Origin of the sequence: Caballeronia sp. LZ001 (genome assembly GCF_031450875.1) — a bacterium.
Taxonomy (GTDB): Bacteria; Pseudomonadota; Gammaproteobacteria; order Burkholderiales; family Burkholderiaceae; genus Caballeronia.
Map to the genome: position 1 here is coordinate 3,706,173 of NZ_JARTVX010000004.1, position 13,614 is coordinate 3,719,786.

Below are 13,614 nucleotides of genomic sequence, written 5' to 3' on the forward strand. Positions count from 1 at the left end.
TAAGTGTTGAAATGATAGCGGATTTCGCTATTCCGGGCTGACCGCTGCCTGGCTCGCCAGCGGCGCTCAGGCATTGAAAACGCCGCCGCTGATGCGCTCGATTCCCGCCAGATCGCGCAGCGAATGCACATCGGTGAAACCGCGCGCCGTGAGCAGTCGGCGCACGGCGTCGGACTGATCGTAGCCGTGTTCGAGCCACAGCACGCCACGGCGCGCAAGCAGAAACGGCGCTCGCTCGATAATGGTCCGGATGCAGGACAGACCGTCGGCGTCATCGGTGAGCGCGTCGCGCGGCTCGAAGCGCAGATCGCCTTGCTGCAAATGCGGATCGTCGCTTGCGATATACGGCGGATTGCTCACGATGGCTTCGAAGAGCAGCGAAGGATCGACCTTCGCGGTCCAGTCGCTTTCGACGAACGCGAGCGGCCCGCCCGCGCGCGCCGGATCGAGCAGCCGTTCTGCATTGCGACGCGCGACATCCAGCGCGGCGCCTGAGCGGTCCACGGCCCACACGCGCGCGTCGGGCCGTGCATGCGCAAGCGAAACCGCAATGGCACCGGTTCCCGTGCCGAGATCGAGCACGCGCGCGTTCGGCGTATTCGCGATGGCGTCGAGCGCCGTTTCCACCAGCAATTCGGTTTCCGGGCGCGGAATCAGCACATCGGGCGTCACGTCGAATTCGAGCCCGAAAAATTCACGCGTTCCAGTCAGCTGCGCGATCGGTTCTCCCGCGACACGGCGCGCGACGAGCGCCTCGAAGCGGCTAACCGCGATGGCGCCAAGCGCTTCGCGGTCGCGCGTGATCAACTGCGTGCGTCGCCAGCCGAGCACGTGCATCAGCAAGACGCGCGCTTCGAGCGCGGGCAGCGCACACGCACGCAGCAGATCGACTGCGGTCGTCACTCGGTTTCCCCGAGCGCCGCGAGCAATTCCGCTTGATGCTCGCTCACGAGCGCGCCGATCAGTTCGTCGATATCGCCGTCCATGATGTATTCGAGCTTGTAGAGCGTCAGATTGATGCGGTGATCCGTCATGCGCCCTTGCGGAAAATTGTAGGTGCGTATGCGCTCGGAGCGGTCGCCCGAACCGATCAGACTCTTGCGCGTCGCCGCTTCCTTCGCGTGTTGCTCGTGATACTGCTTGTCCTTGATGCGCGCGGCGAGCACCTTCAGCGCGCGATCCTTGTTCTTGTGCTGCGAGCGGTCGTCCTGACATTCGACGACGATTCCGGTCGGCAAGTGCGTGACGCGCACGGCCGAATCGGTCTTGTTGATGTGCTGCCCGCCCGCGCCCGACGCGCGGAAGGTATCGATACGCAGATCCGCTGGATTAATCACCACTTCGCTGATTTCATCGGCTTCCGGCATGACCGCGACCGTGCACGCGGACGTATGGATGCGCCCCTGCGTTTCCGTCGCCGGCACACGTTGAACGCGATGCCCGCCCGACTCGAACTTGAGCCGCGAGAAGGCGCCGTGGCCCGCAATCCGCACGATCACTTCCTTGTAGCCGCCCAAGTCGGACACGCTCTCGGACATGGTTTCGGCGGTCCAGCGGTTGCGCTCCGCATAGCGCAGATACATGCGCAGCAGGTCGCCCGCGAACAGCGCGGATTCGTCGCCGCCCGTGCCCGCGCGAATTTCGATGAAGATATTGCGCTCGTCGTTGGGATCGGTCGGCAGCAGCATGGTCTGCAGATCGCTTTCGATCGTCGCCATGCGTTCGCGCGCTTCGCCGATTTCCTCTTCGGCGAAATCCCGCATCGACGGATCGGACAGCAATTCCTGCGCGGTCGCTTCGTCGTTGAGCGCCTGACGCCAGAGCGCGTACTGCTCGACGACCGGACTGATTTCCGCATGTTCGCGCGTGAGTTTCCGATACTGATCCATATCGGCGGTCACGTCTTCGCGGCTCAACAATTCGTTGAGTTCGACCTGCCGTTTTGCAAGCTGGTCGAGCTTGCTTTGCATGCTCGTTTTCATCGGGCGGAGTTGGAGCGATGCTCCGGAGAATTGTGGAATCAGAAATGCCTGCGCGTCAGCGCCGCGCGGCATTGGAGAACAGCAAGGAAAGCCGCTAACGGTCCGGAGACTGCGACGATTCAGGCGCCGAAGGCGTGTCGTCTTGCGGCTTGTCGGACGAACCGTGGCGGTAGAAGCCGCTCATCAGGTCGATGAGCTGGGCGCGCTCTTCCGTGGTCGCGCGATTGAGCGCGTGCGTCGGACCATGAATGAGCTTGTTGGTGAGCGATTGCGACAATGCTTCGAGCACGGCGGCGGGATCGTCGCCGCGCGCGAGCAGCTTGCGCGCGCGTTCGACTTCGGCGCGGCGCAACGCGTCGGCTTGTGTATGCATGTGGCGGATGACCGGCACGATACTGCGCGCATCCAGCCACTGCATGAAATTCTGCACACGCGTTTCGATGATCGCTTCGGCTTGCGCGACGGCAGCTTGCCGCGACGCATTGCCTTCGCGCACGATCGCGCCGAGGTCGTCGACGGTATAGAGGAACACGTCCTGCAGATTGCCGACTTCCGGCTCGATATCGCGCGGCACGGCGAGATCGACCATGAAGATTGGCCGATGCCGGCGCGCGCGCACCGCGCGTTCGACCGCGCCCAGCCCGATGATAGGCAGCGTCGACGCCGTGCACGACACGATGATGTCGAACTCGTGCATGCGCGTGGGCAGCTCGGAAAGCGGAATAGCGCGGCCGTTGAAACGTTCGGCGAGCTTTTCGCCGCGTTCGGCCGTGCGGTTTGCGACCACCAGTTCGCGCGGATTTTGCGCGGCGAAGTGCGTGGCGCAGAGTTCGATCATTTCGCCCGCGCCGATGAAAAGCACGCGCTGACTCGAAATGTTTTCGAAGATGCGCTGGGCGAGTCGCACGGCGGCGGCGGCCATGGAAACGGACTGCGCGCCGATCTCGGTCGTGGAGCGCACTTCTTTGGCGACCGCGAAGGTGCGCTGAAACAACTGGTTGAGATAAGTACCGAGCGCGCCCGCTTCCGACGCGGTGCGCACGGCATCCTTCATTTGTCCGACGATCTGCGTTTCGCCGAGCACCATGGAATCAAGCCCCGAGGCGACGCGGAAGGCGTGGCGCACGGCCTCGGACTGCGGCAGCGCGTAGACGTGCGGCGCGAGTTCCGAAACCGGGAGATTGTGGTACTTCGACATCCACTGAATGGCAGCGTCGCGCGCGGCGGCGTCGTCGGTGGCGCAGTAAAGTTCGGTGCGATTGCAGGTCGAGAGGATCGCCGCTTCGGGCGAAACCTTGGCGAGCGGCCCAAGCCAGATGTCCTTCAGCGCGCCCAGAGCGGGCTTCAGCTGTTCGAGCGGAAACGCCACGCGTTCGCGCAAGGCGACAGGCGCAGTGTGGTGATTGATTCCGATCGTGAGGAGCTGCATGTAATGGGCCTAAGCCGATGGCCTTTCAGATAGCGCAATATTATAGCGTTTTACCAATCTCTTCATTTATAGGCGGCATAGGGGATGGCTGGTGTTCGCTCGCGCCGCTTGCAGCTGGCGCGAAGCCGCACGCTCGTGCGACGCCAGGACGCAGCGCCGCGCTCAATCGAAGTACTTTGCCAGCTCGGCGGCGCGCGCTTCGAGTTCCTCTTGCGACAATGCATGCGTCTCGGCAGCCGCTTCGCGATTTCGTTCGGCGGCGGCAATGGCCGCGTGCCGCGAAGTATTGTCGTGATGCAAATGGAACAGCGACGCGTTTGCATCGGGCACGGAATGCCAGCGAACGCCGAGCCGCACCGCGCGCGTGAGCAGGTCGTCATCTTCGCCGCCCCAGCCAATGAAGCGCGGATCGTAGCCGCCGACGCGCATGTAATCCGAGCGTTTTATGAGCACGATGGCGCCCGGCGTATTCGCATAGAGAATTTCCATTTCTTCGGGCCGGTCGCTTTCGAGAAACGGTTTTAGTATTGCGTAATCTCCGGAAGCAATGAATGCATCGCGATAAACACCCGTAACGTTAATCACGTTCGTGAATGGGCAAAGTGCGTCGCTTGCCGTTCCATGACGAATTGCGTTGATGCAAAGCGGCAGATAATCCGGGTTGGAAATCATGTCCGCGTCATGGAAACAAATGATGTCGCCGGTGCACATTCGCGCGCCCAGATTGCATAGGCGCGCCTTTGGAAAGGGGCCGTTGTCGCATACGAAGACATGCCTGATCTTTTCGTCGCCAAGGCCCGACCAGTGGAAGGTGGGCGTGGCATCGGCTTCGATGAGATAAACCGTGTAGTCAGAATAAGTCGAATCGAGATGGCGCAATATGCCGCGCAGATTTTCACGCCGCTCCAGCGTGGAACCGCGGTAGGTCATCACGAATTCCAGACCGTTTAGCGATATGAGGCTTTTCTCAATCATGGTGCTTTATTTTCCGCTGTAAACCTATTCGATCGATGCCGCGAACTTGGGCAGTGACTCGTTAGAGTATCGCCCTTAAATCAGCGTGGCTAAAGCGGTCATTTTACCGGCCCGGCATATTTTCATTTTTAAGCTTAGTCGCATAAATCGTTCAAGGAAACGCACTTGCCATCGCCAACCTGGCCCCCTAAACTCGACCGCTAACGGCGCGCGGCGCCGGTTCAAACGCAATCAAAGGGGCGCGGTAGCTGATGGGCTGGACGGGCTTGATCTTTTTGGGCGCGGTAATCGGCGCGACGGGCTGGTGGCTGCATCCGCTGCGGCGCGCGGGGCGCGTGGGCACAGGCGCGGCGGGGCGAATCTGGACGGCCATCGTCGCGGGCATATTGGCGATAATCGTCGCGCGCATGTTCGGCAATATCATCAACCTGTATCACGACGGCGATACGCTCGAATGGTTCGCGTGCACGGTGTTCGCGCTCGTCGTCGTGACGGTGACAGTCGGCCTTGCCGCGCGTCGCTAAACCCGCGCTCGCCGGCGCTTCCTCACGCATTCCATGCAGGTGACTTCATGAACGACCGCATCGCACATTCCGCCATTCCCGACGCAGCCGAGTTCGCCCGGCGCATTGAATCGCTGCGCGGCCAGATGGCGCTCGACAATCTGGCCGCCGTGCTGATTCCGTCGGCAGACCCGCATCTTTCCGAATATCTGCCGGAGCGCTGGCAAGGGCGGCAATGGCTGTCCGGCTTCACCGGTTCGGTCGGCACGCTCGTGGTGACGGCGGATTTCGCGGGCGTCTGGGTGGACAGCCGCTATTGGACGCAAGCCGAGGCGCAACTTGCGGGCACCGGCATCGCGCTCATGAAGATGATGGGCGGCCAGCAAACCGCGCCGCACGTCGAATGGCTGGCGGCGCATGTCGATTCGGGCGATGTCGTCGGTGTCGATGGCGCCGTGCTCGGCGTGGCGGCGGCGCGCTCGCTTGCGGATGCGCTGAAGGCACGCGGCATCGTACTGCGCACGGATGTCGATCTGCTCGATTCCATCTGGCCGACGCGTCCCGGTTTGCCTGACGCGCCCATCTACGAACATGCCGCGCCGCACGCCAGCGTGAGCCGCGCGGACAAACTCGCCCAGGTGCGCGAAGCCTTGCGCGCAAAAAACGCGCAGTGGCACTTCGTGTCCACGCTCGACGATCTCGCGTGGATCTTCAATCTGCGCGGCGGCGATGTCAGCTACAACCCCGTGTTCGTCGCGCACGCGTTGATCGGCAGTGACGACGCGACGATCTTCATCGCCGATGGCAAGGTGTCGGCCGAGCTCGAGGAATCGCTCGCGCGCGACAACGTGCGCGTCGCGCCTTACGCCGATGCGCCCCGCGCACTCGCCGCGCTGCCCGCCGGAGCCACGCTCCTGATCGACCCGCGCCGCATCACGCATGGTTTGCTGGAGCAAGTGCCCTCGGCGGTGACGATCGTGGAAGGCGTGAATCCGTCCACCTTCGCGAAGTCGCAAAAGACGGCGGCGGAAGCCGAGCATATCCGCGCGACGATGGAACAGGACGGCGCGGCGCTCGCGGAATTCTTCGCCTGGTTCGAGAATGCGCTGGGCCGCGAGCGCATTACGGAACTTACCATCGACGAAAAGCTCACGGCGGCGCGCGCGCGGCGTCCGGGCTTCGTGACGCTGAGCTTCGGCACTATCGCGGGCTTCAATGCCAACGGCGCGATGCCGCACTACCGCGCAACCGAAGCGTCGCATTCGGTGATAGAAGGCAATGGCTTGCTCTTGATCGATTCGGGCGGACAGTATGTGAGCGGCACGACGGACATCACACGCGTGGTTCCCGTCGGCGAGATCACGGCTGAACACAAGCGCGATTTCACCATCGTGCTGAAAGGAACGATGGCGCTGTCGCGCGCACGCTTTCCGCGTGGCATCCGTTCGCCAATGCTCGATTCCATCGCGCGCGCGCCGATCTGGGGAAGCCGGCGCGGACTACGGCCACGGGACCGGGCACGGCGTCGGCTACTTTCTGAACGTGCATGAAGGCCCGCAGGTCATCTCGCACTACGCGCCCGTCGAAAGCTGGACGGCGATGGAGGAGGGCATGATCACGTCCATCGAGCCGGGCATCTATCGGCCGGGCAAGTGGGGCATTCGCATCGAGAATCTGGTGCTGAACCGAAGCGCGGGCAAGACCGAATTCGGCGATTTCCTCGACTTCGAAACACTCACGCTCTGCCCTATCGACACCCGCTGCATCGACCTGGCCTTGCTGCGCGAGGACGAGCGCGCGTGGCTCAACGCGTATCACGAGGAAGTGCGCCGGCGCGTGTCGCCGCACGTGTCGGGCACGGCGTTGGCGTGGCTCGAAAAACGCACGCAGGCTATCTGATCCGAAAACAAGAAGGAGCAGCAAAACCATGACCATCAAGGCAGTCGTATTCGACTTCGGCGGCGTGTTGATCGACTGGGACCGCGAGTATTTGTACCGGCAACTGATTCCGGACGAAACCGAGCGCCGCTGGTTTCTCGACAACGTCTGCAAGATGGATTGGGTCGTGCAGCAGGACGGCGGGCAGACCATAGAAGAAGGCACCGCCGAACTGATCGCGCGCTATCCCGATCACGAAGCGCTGATTCGCGCGTTCTATGCGCGCTGGCACGAGATGGTGTCGGGCGTGCTGGAAGAGGGCGTGGCGCTCGTCGACCGGCTGGACGCGGAAGGCGTGCCGCTATTTGGCCTGACGAACTGGTCGGCGGAGACGTTCCCGTATGCATGGGAACGCTTCGACGTGTTGCGGCGGTTTCGCGAGATCATCGTTTCGGGGCGCGTGGGAATCGTCAAGCCCGACCCGCAGATTTTCGCGCTGATGCGCGCGGAGATCGAAAAGCATCTGCCGGGCATTCAGCCGCACGAACTCGTCTTCATCGACGACAACGCGAAGAACGCGCAGGCCGCCACGGATCTCGGCTGGCACGGCATCCACTACACGGGCGCGATGGAAACCGAAACGAAGCTGCGCGCGCTCGCCGTGCCTATCTGACGCTTACTGACCGAGCAAACTCTTGAGCGCGTTGCCAATACCGCGCACGGTATCGCCCGTGCCTTTGGCCACGCCTTCGACGCTCACACCGAGCGCCTTCGCAAAACCGGCGGCGAGTTTCTTCGACAGACTTTCCTGCAGCGAAAACTTCGGATCGCGCAGATCGCCGTCGAGCACGAAGTCGAGCTTGATCTGATCCTTGCGGTCTTTCAGCGCGGCGACAGCGGCTTTCGTCGGAATGGAGAGGAAGGTGTCGAGTCCGTTGCCGGTGTCGCTGATCTGCAAGTGATTCAGCGTGAGCGTGCCGGGCGCGTGAATGCGGTAATCGTGGATGTTCGCGTCCACGGTGAGGTCGATGGTCCCGCCTGTCACCGCCGCACGCGCGCCGGCCTTTTTCAGCAGATACGGGTCGAGCGACGCGATATCCACGCCGCTCAGCACGGCGCGCGTCTGCGAATCCTTGTTGGCGATGACCATCCAGCCGCCCCACGAAACCGTTCCCGTATGCGACGGACCCTTGATCGAACCGGACATCGACAGATTGGTGCGGTCGGTGAGCGCGGGGAGATGCAGATGGTCGATGGTCGCGCGCGAATCGCTGATCAACACGCGATACGGCGGCTTTTGCACCGATGAATCGAAGAACTCCATCGAGCCGCGTTCGAACGACACGCGATCGATGAGCTTCTCTTCCTGCGAGCGCGCGTCTTCCTTCGCGTCGGGCTTGGCGTCGGCGACGCGCGCGGTTTCCTTGAGACCGGGCAGAATCTGCACGCGGCCATCGGCGGAACGCACGATCGACAAATAGTAGTTGTCCACGCTCACGCCATGCAGATGCACGCGGTTTCGCAGCGCTTCGTGCATGTCGATGTCGAGCACGATGCGCTCGGCGCGCATGGCGTCGCTCGCGGGCCAGTCCTGCGGGCCGCGCAGACGCACGCGCGACAGTGTGACGTGGCCGAAGCCGACATCGATCTCTTCGGCCGAGCCGTTCGGCCCGAGCGTTTCGAGAATGCGCTCCTTCATCTGATGCGCGACGAAGAGCCACCCGCCAACCGCCACGACGATGATCGCCACGACGATTCCGACTGCCCAAAGCGCTCCCCGTTGCGCTTTCGATCGCGCCATCTGCAATGTCTCCCGAATACTGGTTCTGCCTGAGGCTCACTCGGTGGTAAGCCGTTTCGCGTGCATCGTTTTTTTAAGTGAGCGCGTACTTTTCAGCCTCTGTCGCGCCGCTAGCGTGTCGCAAAGATGCGGTGAAGACTGGCGGCGACGTGCCTCAGACAGTCGCCGCATTCGTGTCCGATGTCGGTGCGCGCGCGCGCATAGGCGCGCGCGTTCCTCGTCTCATCCGTTCACGCAAAGGATCAGCGCGTGATCGGCTTGTAGCGCAGACGCTTCGGCCTCGCGGCTTCTTCGCCGAGCCGCTTGCGCTTGTCGGCCTCGTATTCCTGATAGTTGCCGTCGAAGAACTCGACGTGCGAGTCGCCTTCGAACGCGATGATGTGCGTGGCGATACGGTCCAGGAACCAGCGATCGTGCGAGATCACCATGACCGAGCCGGCGAATTCGAGCAACGCGTCTTCGAGCGCGCGGAGCGTTTCGACGTCGAGGTCGTTGGACGGTTCGTCGAGCAGCAAGACGTTGCCGCCCGCAATCAGCGTTTTCGCCAGATGCAGACGTCCGCGTTCGCCGCCCGACAGATTGCCGACGAGCTTCTGCTGATCGCTGCCCTTGAAGTTGAAGCGGCCGATATACGCGCGCGACGGCGTTTCGTACTTGCCAACCGTGAGCACATCCGCGCCGCCGGAGATTTCCTCGAACACGGTCTTGTCGGCGCCAAGCGCGTCGCGGCTTTGATCGACATAGGCGAGCCTGACCGTCGGCCCTTGCACGATCTCGCCGGAATCCGGCTGCTCCTTGCCGGTCAGCATGCGGAACAGCGTGGACTTGCCCGCGCCGTTCGGCCCGATGATACCGACGATCGCGCCCGCCGGAATCTTCATGCTGAGGTTGTCGATCAGCAGCCGGTCGCCATACGCCTTGCTGACGTTTTTGAACTCGATGACTTCATTACCGAGACGATCGCCCACGGGAATGAAGATTTCCTGCGTTTCGTTCCGCTTCTGATATTCCTGGCTGTTGAGTTCCTCGAAGCGTGCGATGCGCGCCTTCGACTTCGCCTGACGTCCCTTCGGATTTTGGCGCACCCATTCCAGTTCCTTCTTGATGGCTTTCTGGCGGGCGGATTCGCTCGATTCTTCCTGCTTCAGGCGCTCTTCCTTCTGGTCGAGCCAGCTGCTGTAGTTGCCCTTCCATGGAATGCCGTGACCGCGGTCGAGTTCGAGAATCCATTCGGCGGCGTTGTCGAGGAAGTAGCGATCGTGCGTGACCGCGACGACGGTGCCCGGATAGCGCGTCAAGAACTGTTCGAGCCATTCGACGGATTCGGCGTCGAGGTGGTTGGTCGGTTCGTCGAGCAGGAGCATGTCGGGCTTTTGCAGCAGGAGCTTGCACAGCGCGACGCGGCGCTTTTCGCCGCCCGAAAGATGTTCGATGGTCGCGTCCCACGCGGGCAGGCGCAGCGCATCGGCGGCGACTTCGAGTTGCTGCTCGGGGCTGCCGCCGTCGCTCGTCGCGAGGATGGCTTCGTACTTCGCCTGCTCGGCGGCGAGCTTGTCGAAGTCGGCGTCGGGCTCGGCGTAAGCGGCGTAGATTTCGTCGAGCTTCTTGGTTGCCTGGAAGACATCGCCGAGACCTTCTTCGACTGCCTGACGCACGGTTTGTTGCGGATCGAGTTGCGGTTCCTGCGGCAAATAGCCGATGTTCAGATTGGGCATCGGCGTGGCGTCGCCTTCGATGTCCTTATCGACGCCCGCCATGATCCGGATGAGCGTGGACTTGCCTGAACCGTTGAGACCGAGCAGACCGATCTTCGCGCCGGGGAAGAACGAGAGTGAGATGTCTTTCAGGATCTGACGCTTCGGCGGGACGATCTTGCCGACGCGGTTCATGGTGAAGACGTATTGGGCCATGTCGATGTTGTCTGTAATGGTGTGGTGAAGAGTGCGAACGCCGGGCGCGGGCGGCTGCGTGCGGGACGCGCACGCCGCGTTATCGGCATTCGACGCGAATCGTCGGCGCGATATGACGCGCTTCCCGGCGCGTGTGCCGCGCGGGATCGAATGTCATTGTACTTCGGGCGTGCTCAGGCTATTGCCAGCGCGCCACGCCGCCATGCCGTGAACACGTTCCGCCGTGGTGGCGGCTGAAGCTGTACGAGCCGTCGCGGCACTGCGCGGTCGCGCCTTCGGGTACCGCACCCGAACGCGAGCGAGAGGGCGCATGGATTACGTTGCCGTCGCGGTTGACGTAATGGCTATGTCTGTCGAGGTCGTTTTCGTCAGGCTGCGGGTTGAAGCTGTGGCGTTCGCGCTGTTCGCGTACGCGTGCGCCGGTGTGCAAGGGATGACGCTCGCGGACAACGCAATGCAACACGTGACAGCGAGCGAACGCAGAAACGCGGGTCCTTTCATCTTCTTTTTGTCTCTCTTTATTTTTATCGGGTATCGCTCATGAAAAAAGCGGAGCCCCGTTTATCGGGCACTCCGCTTTTTCATGCAAGACGATTTGACGATTCTTGACGCTTGACGGCGCTCAAACGTTGAACAAGAAGTTCATCACGTCCCCGTCGTGCACGACGTATTCCTTGCCTTCGGCCCGCATCTTCCCGGCTTCCTTTGCGCCTTGCTCGCCCTTGAACGCGACGTAGTCATCGAACGCGATGGTCTGCGCGCGAATGAAGCCGCGCTCGAAATCGGTATGGATGGCGCCAGCGGCCTGAGGTGCCGTATCGCCGATATGAATGGTCCACGCGCGCACTTCCTTCACGCCAGCCGTGAAGTACGTCTGCAAGCCAAGCAACTTGAAACCCGCCCGGATCACGCGGTTCAAACCCGGCTCGTCCATGCCCATGTCGGCGAGGAAGTCCTGCTTGTCCGCGTCGTCCAGATCGGCGATTTCCGCTTCGATTGCCGCGCACACCGCGACGACCGGCGCGTTCTCCGCGTCCGCATGCTTGCGAACGGCGTCGAGATACGGGTTGTTCTCGAAACCGTCGTCCTTCACGTTCGCCACATACATGGTCGGCTTCGCCGTGATGAGGCAAAACGGCTTGATGAGCGCCTGCTCGTCTTCGTTCAACGAAAGCGCACGCACCGGCTTGGCCTCGTCGAGCTGCGCGCGCACCTTTTCGAGTACGGCGACGAGCTTGCCCGCTTCCTTGTCGTTGCCCGACTTCGCCGCCTTCGAATAACGCGTGAGCGCTTTTTCGACCGTCGACAGATCCGCAAGCGCGAGTTCCGTGTTGATGACGCCGATATCGTCCAGCGGATCGATCTTGCCCGCGACGTGGATCACGTTCTCGTCGTCGAAGCAGCGCACGACGTGCGTGATCGCATCCGTCTCGCGGATGTTCGCGAGGAACTGATTGCCGAGACCTTCGCCCTTCGACGCGCCCGCGACGAGACCCGCGATATCCACGAACTCGACGACGGCCGGCAGGATACGCTCGGGCTTCACGATTTCGGCGAGCGCGGTGAGGCGCGCGTCCGGCACTTCGACCACGCCGACATTCGGCTCGATGGTGCAGAACGGATAGTTCTCGGCGGCAATACCCGCCTTGGTCAAAGCATTGAATAGAGTGGACTTGCCGACGTTAGGCAAGCCGACGATGCCGCATTGGAGGCTCATGGAATCCTTCGAACTGGTGAGACGGCGCAGGCCGCGCGGGTTTCGTCAAAAGTCGCGCGCCGGGCAAAGGCTGAATTGGCAAAAACGCCCGCCAGCGCAACGGCCGCGTCGAGCGGCCAGGCAAACCGCCATTGTACCGCCGCGCCGGGCAGCGGCGTTTCGCGCCGCCTTCCGCGACGGCCCGCCGCAGCGCCGCGCAGGCGCCAAATACGCTGCAATCCTCACGGCTATAATGGCCGGATGACTTCGCATCCCCTGACCTTTCATGCATTTGTCGTCGGCGGCGGGCTCGTCGGCAAGACCGCTGCGCTCGCGCTCGCGCAATCCGGCTTGCGCACCGCGTTGCTCGCGCCGCAAGCTGCCGCCTTGCCCGCGGGCGCCGCGTTCGATTCGCGCATCTACGCGCTCTCGTCGAGTTCGCAGACGCTGCTCGAACGGCTGCGCGTCTGGCAAGCGCTCGATCGCACGCGGCTCGGGCCCGTCTTCGACATGCGCGTGTTCGGCGACACACACGCGGAACTGCATTTCTCCGCGTTCCAGGCCTCGGTGCCGCAGCTCGCGTGGATCGTCGAGTCGAATCTGATCGAACAGTCGCTCGACGCCGCGCTGCGCTTCCAGCCGAGTCTGTCGTGGTTCGAATCGCGCGCGCAGGGCATGACGGTCGAGGAAGATGCCGCGCACGTCACGCTTGCAAGCGGCGAGACGCTCGAAGCGGATCTGATCGTCGGCGCGGATGGCGCGCATTCTTGGGTGCGCGCGCAAATGGGCGCAAAGGTCGACCGGCGCGATTATCGGCAAACGGGCGTGGTCGCGAATTTCAAGGCGGAGCGGCCACACGGCGAAACCGCCTACCAATGGTTCCGCGACTCGGAAATCATCGCGCTGCTGCCGCTGCCGGGCGATCACGTCTCACTCGTCTGGTCCGCGCGCACCGAACACGCCGACGAACTCCTCGCGCTCGATCCCGCGCAACTCGCGGCACAAGTCGAACAGGCCACGCAAAACATGCTCGGCACGCTCGAATGCGTGACGCCCGCGCAAGGCTTCCCGCTCGCGTTGCAAACGGTCGACAAGCTGATCGCGCCACGTGTCGCGCTTATCGGCGACGCCGCACATTTAATTCATCCGCTAGCCGGGCAAGGCATGAACCTCGGTTTGCGCGATGTCGCCGCGCTCGCGGATGTCATCGCCAATAAAGAAGGTTTTCGCAATCTTGGCGATCCCATTTTGCTGCGCCGCTACGAACGCGCGCGCCGCGAAGACATACAAAAACTCATGTTGGCGACAGACGGCTTGCAACGGCTTTTCTCGGTGCCGGGCACGCTTGCGCGCGCGGTTCGCAATACCGGCATGGCGCTCGTGGGCGCGCAGCCACTCGTCAAGCGCTGGCTGGTTTCGGCCGCGCTCGGTTAAAGACAC

Annotated in this window: 11 protein-coding genes and 1 pseudogene; 4 read left to right on the forward strand and 8 right to left on the reverse strand. The window is 62.7% G+C overall.

All coding sequences use genetic code 11. The features are described 5' to 3' along the window. Positions 1 to 66: 66 nt before the first annotated feature. The 4 genes from prmC to P9292_RS28370 all read right to left on the reverse strand — a co-directional run bounded on the left by prmC (position 67) and on the right by P9292_RS28370 (position 4,386). Positions 67 to 903, reverse strand: a complete 837-nt coding sequence (prmC, locus tag P9292_RS28355; protein ID WP_309962334.1) for a peptide chain release factor N(5)-glutamine methyltransferase — start codon at positions 901 to 903, stop codon at positions 67 to 69. Then, on the reverse strand, positions 900 to 1,982 hold the full coding sequence (prfA, locus tag P9292_RS28360; protein WP_244826342.1) for a peptide chain release factor 1: 1,083 nt from the start codon (positions 1,980 to 1,982) through the stop codon (positions 900 to 902). Before prfA ends, prmC begins: the two co-directional genes overlap by 4 nt. Positions 1,983 to 2,076: 94 nt before the next feature. Then, entirely contained in the window at positions 2,077 to 3,411 is a 1,335-nt protein-coding gene (gene hemA / locus P9292_RS28365) for a glutamyl-tRNA reductase (protein ID WP_244826341.1), read from the reverse strand. Positions 3,412 to 3,573: 162 nt separating this feature from the next. Further along, entirely contained in the window at positions 3,574 to 4,386 is an 813-nt protein-coding gene (locus tag P9292_RS28370) for a glycosyltransferase family 2 protein (RefSeq protein ID WP_309962336.1), read from the reverse strand. A gap of 251 nt (positions 4,387 to 4,637) precedes the next feature. Here P9292_RS28370 and P9292_RS28375 point away from each other — a divergent pair, with 251 nt between their 5' ends. The 3 genes and pseudogenes from P9292_RS28375 (at position 4,638) to P9292_RS28385 (ending at position 7,440) form a co-directional block, all read left to right on the forward strand. After that, positions 4,638 to 4,910: a hypothetical protein gene (locus P9292_RS28375; protein WP_244826339.1), complete on the forward strand. Its 273-nt coding sequence runs from the start codon at positions 4,638 to 4,640 to the stop codon at positions 4,908 to 4,910. A 125-nt stretch (positions 4,911 to 5,035) separates the two neighbouring features. After that, positions 5,036 to 6,788: pseudogene (locus P9292_RS28380) on the forward strand (M24 family metallopeptidase). 28 nt (positions 6,789 to 6,816) lie between these two features. Further along, on the forward strand, positions 6,817 to 7,440 hold the full coding sequence (locus tag P9292_RS28385; protein WP_244826338.1) for an HAD family hydrolase: 624 nt from the start codon (positions 6,817 to 6,819) through the stop codon (positions 7,438 to 7,440). A gap of 3 nt (positions 7,441 to 7,443) precedes the next feature. On the opposite strand, the gene P9292_RS28390 is transcribed toward P9292_RS28385, so the two are convergent. The 4 genes from P9292_RS28390 to ychF all read right to left on the reverse strand — a co-directional run bounded on the left by P9292_RS28390 (position 7,444) and on the right by ychF (position 12,195). Beyond that, positions 7,444 to 8,568, reverse strand: a complete 1,125-nt coding sequence (locus P9292_RS28390) for a DUF748 domain-containing protein (RefSeq protein WP_244826337.1) — start codon at positions 8,566 to 8,568, stop codon at positions 7,444 to 7,446. A gap of 242 nt (positions 8,569 to 8,810) precedes the next feature. Beyond that, complete coding sequence (gene ettA / locus P9292_RS28395) at positions 8,811 to 10,478, reverse strand: energy-dependent translational throttle protein EttA (RefSeq protein ID WP_244826336.1); 1,668 nt, start codon at positions 10,476 to 10,478, stop codon at positions 8,811 to 8,813. A gap of 178 nt (positions 10,479 to 10,656) precedes the next feature. After that, entirely contained in the window at positions 10,657 to 10,908 is a 252-nt protein-coding gene (locus P9292_RS28400; RefSeq protein ID WP_409015203.1) for a DUF3761 domain-containing protein, read from the reverse strand. A gap of 192 nt (positions 10,909 to 11,100) precedes the next feature. Then, entirely contained in the window at positions 11,101 to 12,195 is a 1,095-nt protein-coding gene (gene ychF, locus P9292_RS28405; RefSeq protein ID WP_244826334.1) for a redox-regulated ATPase YchF, read from the reverse strand. A 240-nt stretch (positions 12,196 to 12,435) separates the two neighbouring features. Between ychF and P9292_RS28410 the strand changes: the two genes are divergently transcribed. Next, a complete protein-coding gene (locus P9292_RS28410; protein WP_309962340.1) occupies positions 12,436 to 13,608 on the forward strand; it encodes a UbiH/UbiF family hydroxylase in 1,173 nt (390 codons plus the stop codon). Positions 13,609 to 13,614 lie beyond the last annotated feature (6 nt).